This window comes from Streptomyces sp. NPDC058052 (assembly GCF_042885515.1).
Classification (GTDB): domain Bacteria; phylum Actinomycetota; class Actinomycetes; order Streptomycetales; family Streptomycetaceae; genus Streptomyces.
The window spans coordinates 164,918-186,075 of record NZ_JBHVRX010000016.1; the positions used below are offsets into that span (position 1 = coordinate 164,918).

Below are 21,158 nucleotides of genomic sequence, written 5' to 3' on the forward strand. Positions count from 1 at the left end.
GGATGCGGCCCCGGCGCACGGCGGCGAGGGCCTGGAGAAAGAGAAGGGGGGACGAAGGCTCTGTCCCTGAGCCACGTCGAGAACTGCCGAACCGACCAGCGCTCACCACGGCTGCGTCACCAGGCCGCGGCGAGAAGTGCGGGGGTTCCCCGCTCACTTGAGATTAACCGGCGGGTAACGAGCGCGCCAGTCCTGGGAAGTCGGGAAAATGTGATGTGGATCGCGGATAGCCTCGGATTCATGGAAAATCCCGAGGGAATCTCCGAGGATCCCGAATTCTGCTCGATGATCGATCGATTGCGGGATGAGATCGAGAACGCAGAGGGAAGCGTTCCCGACGCATTCGGAGAACTCGTCCGCACCACCGATCCCGAAGAACTCCACGGCCTGCTCACCGCCCCCGGCCGCCCGCTCTGGGCCCGCGAGATCGCCGCCTACCTGCTCGGCGTGGCCGGCGACCCGCGCGCCTTCGAGGCCCTCGTCCTGCTCCTCAACCACCGGGACCCCGAGCGGTGCGTCACCGCCGCCCACGCCCTCGTCCGGCTCGGCGACCCGCGCACCGCCCGGGCCGCCGCCGCACTCGCCACCAACGAACTCCGGGCGGCCTACGCACTGTTGCCCGTCCGGCTCCTCGCCGACCTACGCGCGCCCGAGTCCGTCCCGGCCCTCGTCGCCGTCCTGGAGCGCCGGCTGGCGGACGGCGACCCCCACTGGCGGGTCGGCCTCGCCTGCGTCGAGGGCCTCGGCGCGCTCGGCGACCCGCTGGCCCGGGACGTCCTCGAAGCGGCCCTCCCGCACCCCCGGCTCGGCCGCGCCGCCGAGCGCTCCCTGACCCTGCTCGGCGGACCCGCCGTCTGACCCGCTCCGGAGCCGCGCCGCGCGGAGCAGCCCCGCCGCGCGGAGCAGCCCCGCCAGCCCGGCCAGCACCGGCGGCAGCCCCGCCAGCGCGAAGCAGACGGCGAGCGGCAGCCGGTCCACCAGGAGCCCCGCCCCGGCGGTCGCCACCGTGGTCCCCGCGTTGAAGGAGGTGTTGACCCAGGCGCCGGCCCGGGTGCGGCGCTCCGCGCCGACGGACTCGTCGGCCAGCAGATACGCGGTCGTCAGCGCGGGCGCCACGAACAACCCGCCCAGCGCGACCCCGGCGACCAGGACGTACGGATGCGGAGCGAGCCCCGTCGCCCCCAGGACCGCGCCGAGCGCGAGCCCGAGCGCCGCGAGCCGGGTGGCGAGGGAGCCGCGCCACCGGACGGCGCCCAGGAGCAGACCGCCGACGGCGCTGCCCGCGGAGAGCGCCGCCAGGGCCCACGGCATCAGTCCGGGCCGCCCCGCCGCGTCCGAGAAGGCCACCACCAGCAGCTCCACCGCCCCGAGACACAGGCCCAGGGCGGCCGCCCCGGCCATCGCGCTCCCGAGACCGCGCGGCGGAGCGCCCCCGGCGGCCGTACGCGCGGCGGGCGCGGCCGCCCCCGCCGCGCCCGGGACGGACCGGGTGAGCGGCGAGGCGGCGAGGAGCAGACCGCCCGTCAGGATCAGGACCGCGCTCAGCGCGAGCCCGGCGGGCGGGGCGGCCCCGAGGAGCACCAGGCCCACCAGCAAGGGGCCCGAGACGAAGAGCAGTTCCTCCGCCACCGTGTCCAGGCTGTACGCCCGGCGCAGCAGGTCCCGGTCGGTGAGGAGGCGGCTCCACAGGGCCCGCATCACGGGCCCCAGCGGGGGCGTCGCCGTGCCCGCCGCCGCGGCCAGCGCCATCAGGACGAGGTCCGGGGTGCCGGGCCGGGCGCAGACGACGGTGAGGGCGGCGAGCAGCGCCGCGTACAGGAGGACCAGGGGAGGCAGGGCGCGGCCGGGGCCGTGCCGGTCGACGAGGGCGGCCCGGGCCGGTGAGAGGAGGACGGAGGTGAGCCCGAAGGCGGCCAGCGCGGTGCCGGCCGTCGTGTACGAGCCGGTCGTCGCCTTCACGGAGAGCAGCAGGGAGAGCGGGGCCGTCCCGTTGGAGAGCCGGCCGAGCAGGGCGGCGCCGAAGGTCCGGCGCGCGTGCGGGGCCCGCAGGACCGCCGCGTACGACGGCGCGGCGGGCGTGCGGGCAGGAGGTGCCACGGACATGGGTGTTCCTCGTGGAGAGGGCGCGCGTCAGCCCTGGGCGAGCGCGCCGGGTGTGCGGGGACGACGGGACGCCGCGCCGGGGACGGACCCAGGGGCACGGGCGTCGGCACGCCGACTCCTACGCACGGAGGAAGAGGAACACGCGCGTCAACGTATCAGCCGGAGCTCCGCCTGTCCGCCCTCCGGGCGCCGCTCCGGGACCAGCGCGAACGCCTCGATCTCCAGCAGCAGCTCGGGCCGCACCAGCGCGTCGACCTGCACCGCGGAGCTCGCCGGCAGCGGCAGCCCGGCGAAGGCCGCGTCCCGCGCGTCCCGCACGGCCGGGAGGTGCGCCACGTCCGTGAGGAAGTAGGTCAGCTTCACCACGTCCCCGAAGCCCGCGCCGGCGGCGGCCAGGCAGCGCTCCAGGTTGGCGAAGACCTGGCGCGCCTGGGCGGCCGGGTCCCCCGCGCCCACCACGGTCCCCGAGACGTCGGTGGCGACCTGGCCGGAGATCGCGACGAACCGGCCCGTGCCCCAGACGACGTGGCTGTACTGCGGGCTGGGCGCGACGCCCTCGGGGGCGGGGACGTGGGTCAGGTGGCTGGTCATGCCCCACATCCTCGCCCACGCCACTGACAACGCCCGCGCCTCCGGGCGGCGCGGGCGTCGTCATGTGCGGAAGGTCACCCCTCCCCGGAGGGGGGGACCGCGGGGTCAGCGCACGTGGCCCAGGAGGCCGTGCAGGGTCGTCCCGGCCTGCTGGACGGGGGCGGACGCCTTCTTGCCGGCGGCCTTCGGCGCGGCGGCCGGGTCGGGCTCGGGCGCGGGCAGGGCGGCGCAGACGGCGTCCACCTCGGACCCGCCCTCGGCACGCGGCACGGTGCCGTCGGCGAGGAAGGTGCTCAGGTGCTCGTCGAGGCAGTCGTTGCCGGCCAGGGTCACGCCGTGGTTCCCGCCGCCCTGCTCGACGACCAGGCTGGAGCCTCGGATCATCCGGTGCAGGGCGAGCCCGCCCTCGTACGGGGTGGCGGCGTCGTCCGTGGCCTGGAGGATGAGGACCGGCGGCAGCTGGTCGTTGGTGACGTCCGGCGGACTGAGCGGCTCCACGGGCCAGAACGCGCACGGCGCGTTGTACCAGGCGTTGTTCCAGGTGGAGAAGGGCGCCTTGGCGTGGACGTCCCAGTTGTCCTTGCGCCAGACGTTCCAGTCCTTGGGCCAGGGGGCGTCGCGGCACTGGACCGCCGTGTAGACGGAGTAGCCGTTGTCGGCGGCGGAGTCGGCCTCGCCGTACCGCTCGTAGGCGGCGGTGAGCGGGGCCGGGTCCTGCTTGTTCACGTACGCCGTGAACGCGTCGGCGAGCTTCGGCCAGTAGCCGTCGTAGTAGCCGCCGGGCAGGAAGGTGTCCTCCAGCTCGCCGGGGCCGACCTTGCCGCCCGCCGGGGCGTCGCGCAGCTCCTCGCGCATCCGGTACCAGGCGGCCTCGACGGCGGCCGGGTCCGTCCCGAGCTTGTAGACGGCGCTGTGCCTGGCCACCCAGGCCATGAAGTCCTTGTGACGGGTGTCGAAGGCGTAGTCCTGCGCGATGTTGTCCTCGTACCAGACGCCGTTGGGGTTGACGACGGAGTCCAACGCCATCCGCCCCACCCGCTCCGGGTAGAGCCGGGCGTAGACCGCACCGAGGTAGGTGCCGTACGAGTAGCCGAGGTAGTTGATCCGCTCGGCGCCGAGCGCCCGCCGGATGAGGTCCACGTCGCGGGCGGTGGAGACGGTGTCGATGTACGGGAGGACGTCGGCGTACTTCTTGCCGCAGGCGGCGGCGAACGCCTGGGCGCGCTCCAGGGCGGTGCGCTCGGCGGCGGCGCCGCGCGGCACCGAGTCGGGGCGCACCGGGTCGAAGTGGCCGGGGCGGCAGTCGAGCGCGGGCTCGCTCCTGCCGACGCCGCGCGGGTCGAATCCGATGACGTCGTACCGGGCGGCGACCTCGGCGGGCAGCGAGGAGGCGACGTAGCCGGCCATGCCGCGTCCGCTGCCGCCCGGGCCGCCGGGGTTGACGAGGAGCGGGCCCTCGGAGGTCTCGGCGGTGTGGGGGATCCGGGTCAGCGCGAGCGCGATGCTCCGGCCGGCCGGGTCGTCGTGGACGAGCGGCACCTTCAGGGTGGCGCACTGGAGTCGGGGGTACGCCTTGGTGCCGCAGTCGGTCCAGGCGAGCGGGGGGAGGGGACGGGGGACCGGTTCACCGGTGCCCGCGGCGGACGCGGGCAGGACGGTGACCGTCCCGGCGACCAGTGCCCCAGCGGCGATCAGCATTCCTGCGCGGGTGGTCATGGAGCGTGGAGTGCCCCGCGGGGCGCGGGACACGACCTGTTCCGCCGGTGAACGACCCGAACGGACGGCAGGGTGACGGCGTGTCAGGTGACCTTCCGGCGTGTCGCGGGACTCAGAGGAGGGTGAGCTGCTCCGGGTCGCCCGCCGGCGGGGCGGCGGAGGGGCGCGGGGCGCGGGGCGGGGTGTCCCGGCGGGCCGGGCCGATGCCGAACCCGGCGGCCAGTTCGTGGACCTGGCGGGTGATGCGGCGCTGGTACCAGGTGGGCGCGTAGGCCCCGCCGGCGTACATCCGCTCGTACCGTCCGACCAGGTGGGGGTGGTGGCGGGCGAGCCAGGTCATGAACCACTCGCGGGCGCCGGGCCGCAGGTGGAGGACGAGCGGGGTGACGGAGACGGCGCCGGCCTCGGCGATGGCGCGGACGGTGGCCCGCAGCTGCTCGGGGGAGTCGCTCAGGAAGGGCACGACGGGGGCCATGAGAACCCCGCAGCCGATGCCGTGCTCGCCGAGGACGCGGACCACGTCGAGGCGGCGGTGCGGGGCGGGAGTGCCGGGCTCGACGGTGCGCCACAGCTCCTCGTCGGTGAAGCCGACCGAGACGGAGACGCCGACCTCGGTGACCTGGGCGGCCTGGGTGAGCAGCTCCAGGTCGCGCAGGATCAGGGTGCCCTTGGTGAGGATCGAGAAGGGGTTGGCGCGGTCGCGGAGCGCGGTGAGGATGCCGGGCATGAGCCGGTACCTGCCCTCAGCCCGCTGGTAGCAGTCGACGTTGGTGCCCATGGCGATGTGGGCGCCCTGCCAGCGGCGTGAGGCGAGCTGCCGGGTGAGCAGCTCGGGGGCGTTGACCTTGACCACGATCTGGGAGTCGAAGCCGAGGCCGGTGTCGAGGTCGAGGTAGCCGTGGGTCTTGCGGGCGAAGCAGTAGACGCACGCGTGCGTACAACCTCGGTAGGGGTTCAGGGTCCACTCGAACGGCATCCGGGAGGCCCCGGGGACCCGGTTGAGGATGGTGCGGGCCCGGACCTCGTGGAAGGTGATCCCGCGGAACTCTGGGGTGTCGAAGGTGCGGGTGGTGACCGCGTCGGCGCCGAACAGGGCGATGTCGGCGGGCGTGGCCGGGTTCTCGCCCAGATGGTCCCAGCGCATGGACGCCTCCTCGATCGACTTCGGCCGCGTGTTCGATTGCTGTGGGACCCAGAATAGAACACCTGTTCTCTTGATCGTCGCAACCCGGATTTCGCGCCCCGCGGGGCTCGTGGTTCGCTTGGCCCGCAGCCCCGGAACACCCCCGAAGAACCACGAGCTGGAGGAAATGCGATGGCGCAGGTCGAGGCCACGACGGAACGGATCATCGCGGCGGACGCGGAGACCGTGTTCGACACGCTGGCCGACTACAGCGGCGCGCGCGCGAAGCTGCTGCCCGAGCACTTCAGCGAGTACGAGGTGCGCGAGGGCGGCGACGGCGAGGGCACCCTCGTCCACTGGAAGCTCCAGGCCACCAGCAAGCGCGTCCGCGACTGCCTCCTGGAGGTCACCGAGCCCACCGACGGGCAGCTCGTCGAGAAGGACCGCAACTCCTCCATGGTCACCACCTGGACCGTGACCCCGGCGGGCGAGGGCAAGTCCCGCGCCGTCGTCACCTCCGTCTGGAACGGTGCCGGCGGCATCGGCGGCTTCTTCGAGCGGACCTTCGCCCCCAAGGGCCTCGCCCGGATCTACGACGCCCTCCTCGCCAACCTGGCGGCCGAGACCGAGAAGTAACGCCCGGGGCGTTCACCGATTCGAGTGGATTCCCCGCCGCCCCCGTACCGGCGCCCGAAGTGCCGAGGGGGCGCGGGGAGTTCCGCAAAGGCGCTGATGAGCGCCGCAAGTACCCCTCCGCGCCCCCGTGTTCGCCCCCGATCGGTCACCCTCCGCCCGTACCGCCCGACTTGCTCCCGCTTCGCGCCCGATGCGAAGAATGGCCCGGCGCCGAGGCCGCTTCCGGGCCGGGGTGAAGCCGTGACGAGGGGAGCCGTACGTGGGTGCGATCACGCTGGTGAAGGACGCCGGGGGAGCCGCGCCGCTCCCCGGGGACGGCCCGCCCGCCGGACCCCGGGAACAGCCCCCGGCCGAGACCCCCCTCGACCCCCGCCGCGTCCGCCTCGTCTTCTTCGGCCTGATGCTCGCGCTGCTCCTCGCCGCGCTGGAGCAGATGATCGTCGCCACCGCCCTGCCGAAGATCGTCGGCGAACTCCAGGGCCTCGACCGGATGTCCTGGGCGATCACCGCCTACCTGCTGACCTCCACCATCGGCCTGCCCGTCTACGGCAAGCTCGGCGACCTCCTCGGCCGCAAGAGCGTCTTCCTCTTCGCCATCGTCGTCTTCGTCATCGGCTCCGGACTCGCCGGCTGGTCCCGCAGCATGGACGAGCTCATCGCCTTCCGCGCCCTCCAGGGCGTCGGCGCCGGCGGCCTCATGATCGGCGTCCAGGCGATCATCGCCGACATCGTCCCGGCCCGCGAACGCGGCCGGTACATGGGCCTCATCGGCGCCGCCTTCGGTCTCGCCTCCGTCGCCGGACCGCTCCTCGGCGGCTTCTTCACCGACCACGTCTCCTGGCGCTGGTGCTTCTACTTCAACGTGCCCTTCGGGCTCGTCACCCTCGCCGTCGTCGCCGCCGTCCTCAAGCTGCCCAAGCCGAAGGCCCGCGCCCGCTTCGACGTCCTCGGCGCCCTGCTCCTCGCCGCCGCCTCCACCTGCCTGGTCCTGCTGACCAGTTGGGGCGGGACCGAGTACGACTGGGACGACCGGGTCATCATCGGCCTCGGCTGCGGGGCCGCCGGAACCGTCCTCCTCTTCCTGGTCGTCGAGCACGTCGCGCCCGAACCCCTCATCCCGCCGCGGCTGTTCCGCGACTCCGTCTTCACCGTCACCGCGCTCGTCGGCGCCGTCGTCGGCATCGCCCTCTTCGGCGCCGCCAGCTACCTGCCCAGCTTCCTCCAGATGGTCGAGGGCGCCACCGCCACCGAGTCCGGGCTCCTCATGCTGCCGCTCATGGGCGGGATCGTGGTCGCCTCGGTCGTCTCCGGCCGGCTCATCAGCCGCACCGGCCGCTACAAGGTCTACCCGGTGATCGGCGCCGCCCTCTCCGTCCTCGGCATGGGCCTGCTCTCCCGCATGGACACCGGCACGCCCCGGCTCACCCACAGCCTCTGGCAGGCCGTGCTCGGCACCGGCATCGGCCTGATCATGCCGGTGCTCATCCTCGCCGTGCAGAACTCCGTCCGCCCCGCCGACCTCGGCACCGCCACCAGCGCCCACACCTACTTCCGCCAGATCGGCGGCAGCGTCGGCGCCGCGATCTTCGGCACCGTCTTCGCCGCCCGCTTCGACGACGCCCTCGCCGACCGGCTCCCCGCGACCCAGGGCTCCGGCACCGCCCTGCCCCCGGCCGAGGCGATCACCCCGCAGACGGTCCACGCCCTGCCGCCCGCCCTGCGCGACCTCTACATCCAGGCGTACGCGGACGCCATGCCGCGCATCTTCCTCTACCTCGTGCCGGTCCTCGTGCTCGGCCTCGTCCTCGCCTTCTTCCTCAAGGAGAAACCGCTGGTGTCCCACCACAGCCCCGCCACCGAGGCCACCGACGCCCCCTACGGCCAGCCCGGCGCCGCCCAGGCCGTGCCGCACGCCCGCCACTCCGCCCCCGCGCCCGCCACCGCCCCGCACCACAGCGGCCTGCCCGTCTGCGGCACCGTGCAGCACCACGACGGCAGCCGCGTCCCGCGCGCCGCGCTCACCCTCATCGACGTCGGCGGGCGCCAGATCGGGCGCGGCGCCAGCGGCGAGGACGGCCGGTACGCGCTCAGCGTGCCCGGCGGCGGCGCGTACGTGCTCATCGCCGCCGCCGGCGGCCACCAGCCGCAGGCCGTCTCCGTCACCGTCGGAGACCGCCCCGTCGAGCTCGACGTGGTCCTCGGCGGCGCCGGCCGCCTCGCGGGCAGCGTCCTCACCGCCGACGGCACGCCCGTCCGGGACGCCGCCGTCACCCTCACCGACGTGCGCGGCGAGGTCGTCGCCTCCACCCGCAGCGGACGCGAGGGCGGGTACGTGATCACCGAGCTGGTCGCCGGCGAGTACACCCTCGCCGCCAGCGCCCCCGCCTTCCGGCCCGCCGCCGTCCCGGTCAGCGTCCAGTCCTCCCGCGAGACCCGCCAGGACATCGAACTGGCCGGCGGGGCCGTCCTGCGCGGCACGGTCCGGGCCGGCGGCGGGCGTCCCGTCGAGGACGCCCGGGTCACCCTGCTCGACGCGGCCGGGAACGTCGTCGACACCCTCACCACCGGGCCCGACGGCACCTTCCGCTTCGTCGACCTGTCCTCCGGCGAGTACACGGTCATCGCCGCCGGCTACCCGCCCGTCGCCACCGTCCTCCAGGTGGCCGGCGGCGGCCGCACCGAACGCGACCTCCAGCTCGGCCACCAGGACTGACCCGGCCGGAGCCTCAGGGGGCGGTCGGCGCCGCCTTGCGCAGCGCCGTGATGCAGCTGCCGATCGCCTCCTGGAGGGCTTCGAGGCGCTGGAGCATGTCCTCCTCGTAGATCTCCTCCTCCATCACCTCGTCGAGGGTCAGCTCCTCGAAGACCTTCGTGGCCTTCTGGAGGCTGCTGTAGAAGCGGGTCCTGCGCTCCTGGACGCGCAGCGCCGGGTCCTCCTCGACGGCCCTGGCGACGAGCCCCTTCACCGACTCGTACGCCTCGCCGGCCCACTCGCCGGCCTCCTCCGAGTCGTCCAGCTCGTCGATCAGCGACAGATGGCGCTCGGCCTCCGCGCGCACCTCGGCCGGCGCCTCCACGGTCTGCCCGGCGGGCGTCTTGATCTGGCCGTTCTCCACGATCTGGCGGACGTAGCCGATCCGGTCGGCGACCTTCGCCTCGCTCGCCACCGCCTTCTTCAGGCCGTCGGTGCGGGCGAAGGCCCTGGCCATCTCCGTCTGGAGCGCGGGGTCCTCCTTCATCCGGTCGAGCAGCGCCCCGCGCGCCGCCTCGGCCGTCCCCGGGTCGGCGAGGATCGCGGCCCGCAGCGCCGTCGGGTTCTCCGCCACCTCCAGCGCCTTCGTCGGCCGGATGCCCTCCGCCTCGGCCGCCGCGCTGATCGCCTGTCCGCGCACGGAGGAGGCACTGTTGCGCGAGGTGTAGTACGACAGCCAGACGTCCGCGTCCGGCAGCTCGATGTCGGCGCCCGGCTCCAGGACCTCGAACTGCGGCACCAGCCCGTCGTCGGCCGCCATGTCCCACGCCTTGTAGTGGCGCATCACACGCTCCGCCGAGCACCCGGCCAGCGCGGCGAACGCCCGCGCCGACACCTTCCGCGCCGCCGTGCCCTCGGCCGGCTGCCCGCCGGGCCGCACGCTGCGCGCCACCTTCAGGGCGAAGGCCCAGCCGCCGGTCCGGGCGTAGATCCCGAAGTCCCGGGCGTCCCGGACCACGACGGGGTCGTGGTCGGCGGGGTCGGCCGAGACGGCCGCGTCCTCCTCGACGGTCTCCTCCGCGACGGCCGCCGCGGAGGCTTCGGCCTCCTCCCCGGCGGCCGCCGCGGGGGCTTCGGCGGCCTCGGGCGCGGGGGAGTCCTCCGGGACCCAGAAGTTCTCCTCCGGCCCGGAGGCGGCGGGGGCGGGGGTGGTGTCGGAGGCGGGGGTGGTGTCGGACGGATCGAGGGCGATGGTCACCGAGAACACTCCGGTCGGTCGGGCGGGACAACTGCGGCCGACAGCCTATACGTACCGCTTGGCGATGTTTGGCCCGATTCCGGGATCCGATCGTCCGGGAACGCGGGGCGGGAAAGGCATGGCGCCCGGGAGGGACGCGGGGCAGGATGCCTCCATGATCCACGGAATCGAGTCCCGCCCCGCCCGGTGAGCGCCCCGCACGCGCGGCCGGCGCCCGCGCCCTCCCTGTACGCGTACGCCCGCGGCCTCGGCGCCGCCGACGGCACCCCGCCGCCCCGGGGCGGCCACCCCCTCCCCGGCACGGCACGGCCGCAGCACGGCGAGCGGCGCCGCCCGCCGTACCGGGAGGCGCGCGAGACCGTCACCCGCCTCCTGCTCTCCCGGCTGACCGAGCCCGACACCGACCGCGCCGCCGCCGGGACCGAACGCGCCCTCGCCGCCGCCGGCGTCCGCGAACATCTCGTCTTCCCCGTCGCCGCCGCCCTCGACCACGGCACCCCGGCCGCCGCCCGCGCCCTGGCCCGGCGGCTCGTCCGCGACGGGACGACCGTGCGCGGAGTCGTGGCGGGGCTCGGGCTGCTCGTCCGGCTCGGCGAGCCCGAGGACGTCCCGTACCTGCGCGCGCTCGGCCGGCTCGACGGAATCCACCGGTACGCGGTCGCCGCCCTGGACGACCTGGACCGGCCCGCCGCCGCCCTCCTGTGGCTGACCCACTTCCCGGTGGGCGACCGGGCGCGCGCCCTGGTCGAGGCCGTCGCCGCGCGGGACTCCGCCGCCGTACGGGAACAGCTGCCGGGGCGCGCCCCGGGCGACCGGCACATGGGACCCGACCACGCCCGGCGCGTCGCCGAGGCCACCGGCCTCGCGGGCCTCCTCGACCGGGCGCCCGAGGACACGGCGCTCCTCGCCCAGGCCCTGTGGCTCCTCGCCCGGACGGTCACCCAGGGCGACCACGCCGTCGAGATCCTGGAGTACGCCGACGCCCTCGCCCTCTACGGGACGGTGGCCGGACGGGCCCACCTGCTGCCCCCGGACCCCGGCCACCAGGCCCGGCTCCTCACACTCGCCCAGGACCTCCACAGCGGCGCCTCCCACCTGCTCGAATGGCCGCCCGGCCGGCGCGAGGCCGTCGCCCGCGAGCTCCTGGACGCCGTACGCGAACCCGCGGGGACGGGGCGCCGCGCCGACTGGATCCGGCGCACCGTCCGGTACCTGCGCGCGGCGCGCCTCGACATCGCCGGAACCCCGGGTATCCCTGGTACCTCCGGCACTCCCGGGACCTCCGGCGCCCCCGGCACTCCCGGCTCGGCGACGGCCGCCGTGTCCCGGCTGCGGATCGAGGTCGCCGTCGCCGATCCGGCCGGGCCGGAGCCCGTCGAGACCCGGCTCCTGGTCGACGGGCGCCCGATCCTGCCCGGCGCCTTCCCGCAGGGGCGGGGCGACACCCCCGAGGAGCTCCTCGACGCGGGCTCCCTGCGGGCCGGCGCCGCACCCCGCGCGGCTCGGCTCGGCGTCACCTCCTGCGCCGAGGGTTGCTGCGGCGCCCTGTACGTGACCGTCCGCCGCGAGGGCCGGCACGTGGTGTGGAGCGACGGGCGGCGGCCGGGACCGACTCCCGCGCTCCCCGCGTACCGCTTCGACGCCGACGCCTATGACGCCGAGATCGCCCGAGCGGAGCAGGACCACGCCTGGACCTGGCCGGCCCGGCACACCGCCCGCCTGATCGCCGCCGGCCTCCGCGACCGGCCCGCACTCCTCACCCGCTGGGGACTCCGGCAGGGGTGGATCAGCACCCACTTCAAGGACCCCGACACCACCGTCGTCACCTTCACGGGGCCGCCCCCGGACGACACCGCCGGGGCGCCCCGGTTCTACCGGTGGCACCTGCCCGACGACGGGAGGCCGCCCGCGGAACGCGCCGCGGAGGCGCTGCGCCGCATGGCCGGGACGGATCCGCGGACCCTCGCCGAACCGCCCTGACGTGCCGGTACCTTCCGGCGGGCCACATCATTGGTCCACTCCAACGACGGTTATCCACAGGGGTGGTACGGCCGCCGGACGGCGCGTACGGTGCCAGTCATGAAGATCCTCATCAGCGCCGACATGGAGGGCGCCACCGGTGTGACCTGGCCCGCCGACGTGCTGCCCGGCACGCCCCAGTGGGAGCGCTGCCGCCCGATGTTCACCTCGGACGTGAACGCGGCGGCGCTGGGCTTCCTCGACGGCGGCGCCGACGAGGTGCTCGTGAACGAGGCGCACTGGACGATGCGGAACCTGCTCCTGGAGCGGCTCGACGACCGCGTCCAGATGCTCACCGGCCGCCACAAGTCGCTCTCCATGGTCGAGGGCGTCCAGCACGGCGACGTCGACGGGATCGCCTTCGTCGGCTACCACACCGGCGCGGGCGCCGAGGGCGTCCTCGCCCACACCTACCTCGCCAACTCGATCACCGGCGTCTGGCTGAACGGCCTCCGGGCGAGCGAGGGCGTGCTCAACGCGCACGTGGTCGCCGAGTACGGCGTCCCCGTCGTCCTCGTCACCGGCGACGACCTGACCTGCGAGGACGCCGTCGACTACGCCCCCGAGGCCCTCAAGGTCGCCGTCAAGGACCACGTCTCGCGGTACGCGGCGGTCTGCCGCACCCCCGCCCGCACCGCCGCCGACATCCGGGCCGCCGCCCGCGAGGCCGCCGCCCTCGCCGTCCGCCACGACCCGGTCCACGCCGGGCCGCACACCGTCGAGGTCGAGTTCGACGCCGAGCACCTGGGCGCCGCCGCCACGGTGGTTCCCGGCGTGGCGCGGAGCGGCGAGCGGCGCGTCGCGTACACCAGCGCGACGATGTACGAGGCGATCCGCACGTTCAAAGCGGTCACGACGATCGTCTCGGCCGCCGTGGAGGAGCAGTATGGCTAGCAGCACGCCCCCCGCAGGACCGGACGCGAAGGCGCTCGACGAGGTCGTCGCCTTCACTTCCGACCTCATCCGCATCGACACCACCAACCGCGGCGGCGGCGACTGCCGCGAGCGCCCCGCCGCCGAGTACGTCGCCGAGCGGCTCGCCGGCGCCGGACTCGAACCGGCCCTCCTGGAGCGCACCCCCGGCCGGACCAACGTGGTCGCCCGCATTCCCGGCACCGACCCCACCGCCCCGGCGCTCCTCGTCCACGGCCATCTGGACGTCGTCCCCGCCGACCCGGCCGAGTGGACCGTCCACCCCTTCTCCGGCGAGGTCCGCGACGGCGTCGTCTGGGGCCGCGGCGCCGTCGACATGAAGAACATGGACGCGATGGTCCTCGCCGTCGCCCGCTCCTGGGCCCGCCAGGGCGTCCGGCCGCGCCGCGACATCGTCCTCGCCTACACCGCGGACGAGGAGGACAGCGCCGACGACGGCTCCGGCTTCCTCGCCGACCGGCACCCCGGCCTCTTCGAGGGGTGCACCGAGGGCATCAGCGAGTCCGGCGCCTTCAGCTTCCACCCCCACCCCGGCATGACGCTCTACCCCATCGGCGCCGGCGAGCGGGGGACCGCCTGGCTCAAGCTCACCGCCCACGGCCGGGCCGGCCACGGCTCCAAGGTCAACGAGGCCAACGCGGTCACCCGGCTCGCCGCCGCCGTCGCCCGCATCGGCGCCCACACCTGGCCCGTCCGGCTCACCGCCACCGTCCGCGCCGCCCTCACCGAACTGGCCGCGCTGCACGGCATCGAGATCGACACCGCCGACCCCGACCTCGACGTGCCGCTCCTCCTCGACAAGCTCGGCCCGGCCGCGGCGCTCGTCGAGGCCACCGTCCGCAACAGCGCCAACCCGACGATGCTCCAGGCCGGGTACAAGTGCAACGTCATCCCCGGCCAGGCCGTCGCCTACGTCGACGGACGGATGCTGCCCGGCACCGAGGAGGAGTTCGCCGCCACCATGGACCGGCTCACCGGCCCGGACGTGGCGTGGGAGTTCCACCACCGCGAGGTGCCGCTCGAAGCCCCCGTCGACTCCCCGACCTTCGCCAAGCTGCGGGCCGCCGTCGAGCGCTTCGACCCCGACGGGCACGCCCTGCCCTTCACCATGTCCGGCGGCACCGACGCCAAGCAGTTCTCCCGGCTCGGCATCACCGGCTACGGCTTCTCGCCGCTCCGGCTGCCCCCGGGCCTGGACTACGGGGCGCTCTTCCACGGCGTGGACGAACGCGTCCCCGTCGACGCGCTGCACTTCGGCGTGCGGGTGCTCGACCACTACCTGAAGACCGCGTAGGACCGAAACCGGAACCCTGGGGGAGCGACGATGCAGAACGAGGCAGCCCACGGCAGCTGGCCGTCACCCGTCGGAGCCGCGCTCGCGGCGGCCAACGACGGGCGGCCCGCCTATCTGGGAACCGTCGGCGACGAGGTGTGGTGGACCGCGCCCCGCCCGGCCGAGGGCGGCCGCCGGACCCTGGTCCGGCGGCGCGCCGCCGGCACGGAGGAGACCCTGCTGCCTCCGCCGTGGAACGTCCGGAACCGGGTCATCGAATACGGCGGCCGCCCCTGGGCCGCCGTCGAGCGGCCCGCCGGCGGCCCCCTGCTGGTCTTCTGCCACTTTCCCGACCAGCGGCTCTACGCCCACGAGCCCGACGCCGCGCCGGGGACGGCACCGCGGCCGCTCACCCCCGTCTCCGGAGTGGGCGGCGGACTGCGCTGGGCCGACCCGGTGCTGCTGCCCGACCGGGACGAGGTCTGGTGCGTCCTGGAGGAGTTCACCGGGCCCGCCCCCACCGACGTCCGCCGGGTGCTCGCCGCCGTCCCGCTCGACGGCTCCGCCGCCGAGGACCGGGCCGCCGTGCGCGAACTCTCCGACGGGCGCCACCGCTTCGTCACCGGGCCCCGGATCTCGCCGGACGGACGACGGGCCGTCTGGCTCGGCTGGGACCACCCCCGGATGCCCTGGGACGGCACCGAGGCCGTGCTCGCCGACATCACCGCCGACGGCACCCTCAAGGACGCCCGGACGGTCGCGGGCGGCCCCGAGGAGTCGGTGCCGCAGGCCGACTGGGACGCGGCCGGCCGGCTCCTCTTCGCCAGTGACCGCACCGGCTGGTGGAACCTCTACCGGGCCGAGCTCGCCGCCCACGGCACCGTCGGTCCGGTCCAAGCGCTCTGCCCCCGCGAGGAGGAGTTCGCCGGACCCCTCTGGCAGACCGGACTCACCTGGTTCCAGGCCCTGGAGACCGGACCGATCGCCGTCCTGCACGGCCGCGGCGACGCCGTCCTCGGCATCCTCGACCCCGACACCGGCAGTCTCGTCGACGCCCCCGGCCCCTGGACCGCCTGGGGCTCCACCCTCGCCGTCCACGGCACGCGGGTCGTCGGCGTCGCCGCCGGCCCCGACCGCTTCCACGAGATCGTCGAACTCGACACCCGCACCGGACGCACCCGGGTCGTCGGCTCCCCGCACACCGACCCCGTCGACCCCGCCCACTACCCCCGGCCCGTCGCCCGCACCTTCACCGGACCCGGCGGCCGGGAGATCCACGCCCATGTGTACCCGCCCCGCAACCCCGGCTCCACCGGGCCCGCGGGCGCGCTCCCGCCGTACGTCATCCGCGCCCACGGCGGCCCCACCGGACACTCCGCCCTCGTCCTCGACCTGGAGACCGCCTACTTCACCTCGCGCGGCATCGGCGTCGCCGAGGTCAACTACGGAGGCTCCACCGGTTACGGCCGCGCCTACCGCGAGCGCCTCCGCGGCCAGTGGGGCGTCGTCGACGTCGAGGACTGCGCCGCCGTCGCCACCGCCCTCGCCGCCGAGGGCACCGCCGACCCCGCCCGCCTCGCGATCCGCGGCGGCAGCGCCGGCGGCTGGACCAGCGCCGCCTCCCTGGTCCGGACCGACGTCTACGCCTGCGGCACGATCCTCTACCCCGTCCTCGACCTCACCGGATTCGTCGACGAGACCCACGACTTCGAGTCCCGCTACCTCGACGGACTCGTCGGCCCGCTCGACGAGGTCCCCGAGCTGTACGCCGAGCGCTCGCCGATCACGCACGTCGAGCGGATCACCGCGCCCTTCCTGCTCCTCCAGGGCCTCGACGACGTCGTCTGCCCGCCCGCCCAGGCGGAGCGGCTGCTCACCCGGGTCGCCGGCCGGGGCGTCCCGCACGCCTACCTCGCCTTCCCCGGCGAGGGCCACGGCTTCCGCCACGCCGCCACCATGACCCGCGCCCTGGAGGCCGAACTCGCCCTCTACGCCCGGGTCTTCGGCTTCGACCGGACCGACGTCCCGGAGCTGGAGCTGCACACGTGACGGCCCCCGTACCCGAACTCACCCGCCCCGCCCGGCTGCGGCCCGGGGACCGGATCGCCGTCGTCGCCCCCTGCGGCCCCGTGCCCGAGGACCGGATCCTGCCCGGCCTCGACCTGCTGCGCGAGCTCGGCCTCGAACCGGTCGTCGCCCCGCACGTCCTCGGCGCCCATCCGGCCCTCGGCCACCTCGCGGGCGCCGACCGCGACCGGGCCCGCGACCTGACGGAGGCGTACACCGACCCCTCCGTCGCCGCCGTGATCTGCGCGCGCGGCGGCTACGGCGCCCAGCGCATGGTGGACCTGGTGGACTGGGCGGCGATCCGCGCGGCCGGCCCCAAGCCCTTCATCGGCTACAGCGACGTCACCGCCCTGCACGAGGCGTTCGCCCGCCGCACCGGCTTCGCCACCCTGCACGGCCCGATGCCCGCGACCGCCGCCTTCCTCACCGAGCCGCGCACCCGCGACTCCCTGCGGGCCACGCTCTTCGCACCCGAGACGGTACGGACCCCGGCGACGGGACGGGCCCTCGCGCCGGGCCGCGCCGCCGGCGTCACCCTCGGCGGCTGCGTCAGCCTCCTCGCCGCCGACCTCGCCACCCCGCACGCCCGGCCCTCCGCCCGCGGCGGGCTGCTCCTCCTGGAGGACGTGGGGGAGGAGCCGTACCGCCTCGACCGGATCCTCACCCAACTGCTGCGCTCCGGCTGGCTCGACGGCGTCGCCGGGATCGCCCTCGGCTCCTGGGAGGAGTGCGGCCCGTACGAGGAGGTCCGGGCGGTCCTCGCCGACCGGCTCGGCGGCCTGGGCGTGCCGGTCGTGGAGGAGATGGGCTTCGGCCACGACCCCGCCGCGCCGACCGTTCCGCTCGGCGTGCCGGCCGTCCTCGACGCCGACGCCGGCACCCTCACCCTCGACGTACCCGCCCTGCTCTGACGGCGGCGCCCCCGCCCGTCGGCCGGAGGGGTTACTCCGCGGCCATCCGCCGCTGGTGCTCGGTCGCCTTGCTCTGGCTCGTCTCCAGGTGGCGCAGGGCCAGCTCCTCGACGCCCTCCACGTCCCGCGCCTCGATCCGCCGGAACAGCTCCTCGTGCTCCTCGGCGACGACGGTGAAGTCGTCGTGCTGGCCGAGCAGCCAGCGCATCCGGCTCCGCAGCGTGCCCTCCAGCTCGGTCAGCAGGGCGTTGTCGGCGAGCTCGGTGACCGTCTCGTGGAAGTCGGCCGCCGCGCGGCGCGCCTCCGGCCCGTCGCCCCGCGCCGCCGCCGCCTGCTCGGCGTCGAGGTCGCCGCGCAGCTTGGCGAGGCCCGCGCGGGTGCGGCGCTGGGCCGCGAGCCGGAACGCCAGGATCTCCAGGGCGGACCTGACCTCGATGAGGTCGGCGATGTCGGAGGCGGTGAACTCCCGGACCACCGCCCAGGTACGCGGCCGGGGCGTGACGAGCCCCTCGTTGACCAGGTCCCGCAGCGCGTCGCGGACCGGCAGGCGGCTCACGTCCAGCTCGGCGGCGATCTCCCGCTCCACCAGCCGGCTGCCGGGAGCCCGCGTCCCGTCGATGATCTGGTCGCGCAGGGTGCGCGTGATCCGTTCCGACTCGGGCCTGAACTCCTCAGCAGCTGTCATGGCGCCATTCTTCCATCGGGGAGGACGGCGTCCGCCGCCCTCCCCGGTCCGTCACAGCGCGGCGTATCCCGGGCGCACGATCTCCTCGATCAGGCGCTCGCGCTCGGGCAGCGGCAGGAACGCGGCCTCCAGGGCGGCGACCGTGAACTCCTCGAAGACCTCGGGGCCGTACCCGAAGGCGTCCGCCATGTGCTGGAACTCCTCGCTCATGGTCGTGCCGGAGACCAGGCGGTTGTCGGTGTTCAGCGTGATGCGGAAACCGAGGCGGCGCAGCTCGTCGATCGGGTGGGAGCCGTAGTCCTTGGCCGCGCCGGTCTGCAGGTTGGAGGTCGGGCAGACCTCCAGGGCGATCCGGTTGTCGCGGACGTAGGCGGCGAGCCGGCCCAGGGTGCCGTCCTCGGCGATGTCGTCGGTGATCCGCACGCCGTGCCCGATCCGCTCGGTGCCGCAGACCTGCACCGCCTCGTGGATGGACTCGGCGCCGACGGCCTCGCCCGCGTGGATGGTGAAGTGGCAGTTCTCCCGCTTCAGGTGCTGGAAGGCGGGCAGGTGGCGGGCCGGCGGGTTGCCGATCTCGCCGCCGGCGATGTCGAAGCCGGCCACGCCGTTGTCGCGGTGGGCGACGGTGAGCCGGGCGATCTCCAGCGAGCGGTCGGTGTGCCGCATGCCGGTGAGCAGGGCGCGGACGGTGATCCGGCCGCCGGTCCGGCGCTCGCCCTCGCGGAAGCCCTCGTTGACCGCCTCGACGACCTCGTCGAGGCTCAGCCCGGCCTCCAGGTGCTGCTCGGGGGCGTACCGCACCTCGGCGTAGACGACCCCGTCCGCAGCCAGGTCCTCGGCGCACTCGGCGGCGATCCGGACCAGCGCCTCGCGGGTCTGCATCACCGCGCAGGTGTGGGCGAAGGTCTCCAGGTAGCGCTCCAGCGAGCCGGAGTCGGCGGCGTCCCGGAACCAGACGGCGAGCTCGGCCGGGTCCTCGGTCGGCAGCGCGGTGTAGCCGCACTCCCGGGCCAGCTCGACGATGGTGGCCGGGCGGAGCCCGCCGTCGAGGTGGTCGTGGAGGACGGCCTTCGGGGCGCGGCGTATCCAGTCGGAGACGGCGGCCCGGGCAGGCGTGGCAGGGTTGTCAGACAAGTGCATGGCCGGGAAGTGTACGTCATGGCGCGCCCGGCGGACGCGCGGATGCCGGAAGGACGATGCCGTACGGCTCCGAGGGCGGGGGTCCCTCGCTCCGCCGCGGCCGTCGGCCCGGGGTGCGGGGCGGCCGGGGCGGGGCCTCAGTGGGACTGGAGGACCGGCAGCGCGGGCGCGCCCGTCGGCAGCATGTGCTTGGCGGCGAGGACGGGGGTGTCCCCGACGCGGACCACCTGGGTGACCAGGACCGCCGGGGTGTCGGCGGGGCGGCCCAGCTGCTCGCCGCGCCGCCGCCCGAGCAGGGTGGCGGTGATCCCGCTGTGCGCGTGCAGGGCCACCTCGCGCGAGGCGGCCAGCAGGACCGAGAGCATCGACACCGCGTCGCCGGCCGCCGGCTCCGAGGCCGTGTCGCCCGCCCGCAGCGCGGCCGCGAAGGCGGGGTGCGCGCCGTCCAGGACCTCGTCCGCCGCCGCCCACTCGTGGCACAGCGCCACGGGCCCCGCCTCGCCGACCAGCACCGACTCCCAGAACCGCAGCTCGGCGCGGGCCGGTGCCAGCAGGTGCTGGGTGGTGAAGTCGGTCGGCTCCTCCAGGGTGCGCACCAGGGCCCGCACGCGGGCGCCGGTGCCGCCGCCGATCAGCTCCTCCAGCGGCTGGACGTGCTCGAAGCCGCGCCGGGGCGGCCGCGCGTTCACCGTCCGGCCGACCCCGCGGCGCACCGTGAGCAGCCCGTCCTCCTGGAGCAGCAGCAGCGCCTCGCGCAGGGCGGGCCTGCTCACGCCCAGTTCGGCGGCGAGTCTCGGCTCGGAGGGCAGGGTGGAGCCGGGCGGGTAGGTGCCGTCGTGGACGGCGTCCGCGATCCGCTCGTAGAGCGCCACCACCGGTCGCCGCCGGTGCCCGCTGACCGCCAAGGCCCCTCCTCGTCCCGTCGTCCGGCCACCACCGTAGCCGCCCCAGGTTGTCTGACAAGTCACCCGGACGGCGCCGTCCACCGTCCCTCCGGCGTGCCGGTCCCCCCATTCTGGTCCCACGGGTACGCCCGAGACGGACGACGGAGGAGAGGGCGGGCATGAGTCCCAAGGACACGACGGGCACGCGGAGGGGCGACCGGTTCGGCGCCATCACCCCCGGACGGATCGGGATGGCGGTCGTCGCGGTCCTCCTGCTCGTCTTCATCTTCGAGAACACCCGCGAGGTCAAGATCCGCCTGCTGATCCCGGAGGTGACGATGCCGCTCTACCTCGCCCTCCTCGCCACCGCCGTGCTGAGCGGGCTCTGCGGCTGGTACGCGGCCCGGAGGGGCCTCAGGAGGAGCAAGTGAAACGCGGCACCCTGATCGGGGCGGGCGCGGCGCTGGCCGTCGCCGCCGTGGCGGCCGGCGCGGCGGGAGACGCGGACGCCCGGCGGGCCCGGCGGGCCCGGGAGGCGGCCGCCGGCGCCCGGCCGCCGCTGCCGGACTTCCGGGGCCGGGGCCTGTGGCGGGTCTTCACCCGCCTGGACCACCGCACCCGTCTCGACGTCCACGACGCGAGCGGTCGCGACCGGCGGGTCCTGTGGCCCCCGCGCTGGCGCGTCTGCACCCAGTACCCGGCTGCCGGCACCGGCCTCGACCGCCGCTCGACGGTCGTCATCGGCGTCCTCCGGAAGGGCGAGCCCTGCCCGCACCGGGTGACGACGGCCCGCCGCTGACCCGCGGGGCGCCGACGGCCGGAGGGACGGTCCGGGGCTCGTCCGGCGCCGCCACGCGGGGCACCCGGGGTACCCGTGGCCGCCGCCGACCGCCGCCGACCGCCGCCGACCAGCGCGGCGCGCGTGCCCGGCCGGCGCGGGCGCTCGTCCGGCGTCGGCGCGCGGGGCACCCGGGTCCGTCGGGCGGCGCGGCGCCCGCGCCCCGTACCCCCGCACCCCGCGCCCCCGGGCCCCCGGGCCCCCCCCCCCCCCCCCCCCCCCCCCCCGTGCCCCCCGCGGGCGGCAGGGCGGCAGGGCGCCGAGGTAGACCCCGGGCGCACCGGGGGGC

17 protein-coding genes are annotated in these 21,158 nt (G+C 75.5%); 10 read left to right on the forward strand and 7 right to left on the reverse strand.

Annotated elements, in window-relative coordinates; genetic code table 11:
• Positions 1 to 240 precede the first annotated feature (240 nt).
• Positions 241 to 858, forward strand: a complete 618-nt coding sequence (locus ACFVU3_RS22740; protein ID WP_390068758.1) for a HEAT repeat domain-containing protein — start codon at positions 241 to 243, stop codon at positions 856 to 858.
• A 1,392-nt stretch (positions 859 to 2,250) separates the two neighbouring features.
• Here the strand turns inward: ACFVU3_RS22740 and ACFVU3_RS22745 are convergent.
• From ACFVU3_RS22745 to ACFVU3_RS22755, 3 genes are all read right to left on the reverse strand, one after another.
• A complete protein-coding gene (locus ACFVU3_RS22745; RefSeq protein ID WP_390068760.1) occupies positions 2,251 to 2,694 on the reverse strand; it encodes a RidA family protein in 444 nt (147 codons plus the stop codon).
• A gap of 105 nt (positions 2,695 to 2,799) precedes the next feature.
• Positions 2,800 to 4,410, reverse strand: a complete 1,611-nt coding sequence (locus tag ACFVU3_RS22750; protein ID WP_390068762.1) for an alpha/beta hydrolase — start codon at positions 4,408 to 4,410, stop codon at positions 2,800 to 2,802.
• A 112-nt stretch (positions 4,411 to 4,522) separates the two neighbouring features.
• Positions 4,523 to 5,554: an Rv2578c family radical SAM protein gene (locus ACFVU3_RS22755; RefSeq protein WP_390068764.1), complete on the reverse strand. Its 1,032-nt coding sequence runs from the start codon at positions 5,552 to 5,554 to the stop codon at positions 4,523 to 4,525.
• A 171-nt stretch (positions 5,555 to 5,725) separates the two neighbouring features.
• On the opposite strand from ACFVU3_RS22755, the gene ACFVU3_RS22760 reads away from it, so the two are divergent.
• On the forward strand, positions 5,726 to 6,169 hold the full coding sequence (locus ACFVU3_RS22760) for an SRPBCC family protein (RefSeq protein WP_390068766.1): 444 nt from the start codon (positions 5,726 to 5,728) through the stop codon (positions 6,167 to 6,169).
• A gap of 259 nt (positions 6,170 to 6,428) precedes the next feature.
• Positions 6,429 to 8,882 (forward strand): MFS transporter, encoded by a 2,454-nt coding sequence (locus tag ACFVU3_RS22765; RefSeq protein ID WP_390068768.1) that lies wholly within the window; start codon positions 6,429 to 6,431, stop codon positions 8,880 to 8,882.
• A gap of 13 nt (positions 8,883 to 8,895) precedes the next feature.
• Here the strand turns inward: ACFVU3_RS22765 and ACFVU3_RS22770 are convergent, their stop codons facing one another.
• Positions 8,896 to 10,119: a hypothetical protein gene (locus tag ACFVU3_RS22770; protein ID WP_390068770.1), complete on the reverse strand. Its 1,224-nt coding sequence runs from the start codon at positions 10,117 to 10,119 to the stop codon at positions 8,896 to 8,898.
• Between the two features lie 186 nt (positions 10,120 to 10,305).
• Between ACFVU3_RS22770 and ACFVU3_RS22775 the strand changes: the two genes are divergently transcribed.
• The 5 genes from ACFVU3_RS22775 to ACFVU3_RS22795 all read left to right on the forward strand — a co-directional run bounded on the left by ACFVU3_RS22775 (position 10,306) and on the right by ACFVU3_RS22795 (position 17,322).
• Positions 10,306 to 12,099: a hypothetical protein gene (locus tag ACFVU3_RS22775; protein ID WP_390068771.1), complete on the forward strand. Its 1,794-nt coding sequence runs from the start codon at positions 10,306 to 10,308 to the stop codon at positions 12,097 to 12,099.
• A gap of 99 nt (positions 12,100 to 12,198) precedes the next feature.
• Positions 12,199 to 13,032 carry a M55 family metallopeptidase gene (locus ACFVU3_RS22780; protein WP_390068772.1) on the forward strand — a complete coding sequence of 278 codons (834 nt, stop codon included), beginning with the start codon at positions 12,199 to 12,201 and terminating at the stop codon, positions 13,030 to 13,032.
• Positions 13,025 to 14,365: a M20/M25/M40 family metallo-hydrolase gene (locus ACFVU3_RS22785; protein ID WP_390068774.1), complete on the forward strand. Its 1,341-nt coding sequence runs from the start codon at positions 13,025 to 13,027 to the stop codon at positions 14,363 to 14,365. The genes ACFVU3_RS22780 and ACFVU3_RS22785 overlap by 8 nt, the downstream gene beginning before the upstream one ends.
• 30 nt (positions 14,366 to 14,395) lie before the next feature.
• Complete coding sequence (locus ACFVU3_RS22790; RefSeq protein WP_390068776.1) at positions 14,396 to 16,393, forward strand: prolyl oligopeptidase family serine peptidase; 1,998 nt, start codon at positions 14,396 to 14,398, stop codon at positions 16,391 to 16,393.
• Positions 16,390 to 17,322: an LD-carboxypeptidase gene (locus tag ACFVU3_RS22795; protein ID WP_390068777.1), complete on the forward strand. Its 933-nt coding sequence runs from the start codon at positions 16,390 to 16,392 to the stop codon at positions 17,320 to 17,322. Before ACFVU3_RS22790 ends, ACFVU3_RS22795 begins: the two co-directional genes overlap by 4 nt.
• Before the next feature lie 31 nt (positions 17,323 to 17,353).
• Here the strand turns inward: ACFVU3_RS22795 and ACFVU3_RS22800 are convergent, their stop codons facing one another.
• From ACFVU3_RS22800 to ACFVU3_RS22810, 3 genes are all read right to left on the reverse strand, one after another.
• Complete coding sequence (locus tag ACFVU3_RS22800) at positions 17,354 to 18,007, reverse strand: GntR family transcriptional regulator (protein ID WP_390068779.1); 654 nt, start codon at positions 18,005 to 18,007, stop codon at positions 17,354 to 17,356.
• Between the two features lie 51 nt (positions 18,008 to 18,058).
• On the reverse strand, positions 18,059 to 19,147 hold the full coding sequence (locus ACFVU3_RS22805; RefSeq protein ID WP_390068781.1) for an adenosine deaminase: 1,089 nt from the start codon (positions 19,145 to 19,147) through the stop codon (positions 18,059 to 18,061).
• A 137-nt stretch (positions 19,148 to 19,284) separates the two neighbouring features.
• Positions 19,285 to 20,052, reverse strand: coding sequence for a GntR family transcriptional regulator (locus ACFVU3_RS22810; protein WP_390068783.1), 768 nt, complete (start codon positions 20,050 to 20,052; stop codon positions 19,285 to 19,287).
• A 158-nt stretch (positions 20,053 to 20,210) separates the two neighbouring features.
• On the opposite strand from ACFVU3_RS22810, the gene ACFVU3_RS22815 reads away from it, so the two are divergent.
• Together ACFVU3_RS22815 and ACFVU3_RS22820 are read left to right on the forward strand one after the other, a co-directional pair.
• On the forward strand, positions 20,211 to 20,462 hold the full coding sequence (locus ACFVU3_RS22815; protein WP_390068785.1) for a DUF1049 domain-containing protein: 252 nt from the start codon (positions 20,211 to 20,213) through the stop codon (positions 20,460 to 20,462).
• The gene (locus ACFVU3_RS22820; protein WP_390068787.1) at positions 20,459 to 20,830 is read left to right on the forward strand and encodes a hypothetical protein; all 372 of its coding nucleotides are present in this window, start codon (positions 20,459 to 20,461) and stop codon (positions 20,828 to 20,830) included. Before ACFVU3_RS22815 ends, ACFVU3_RS22820 begins: the two co-directional genes overlap by 4 nt.
• The last annotated feature ends 328 nt before the right edge of the window (positions 20,831 to 21,158 follow it).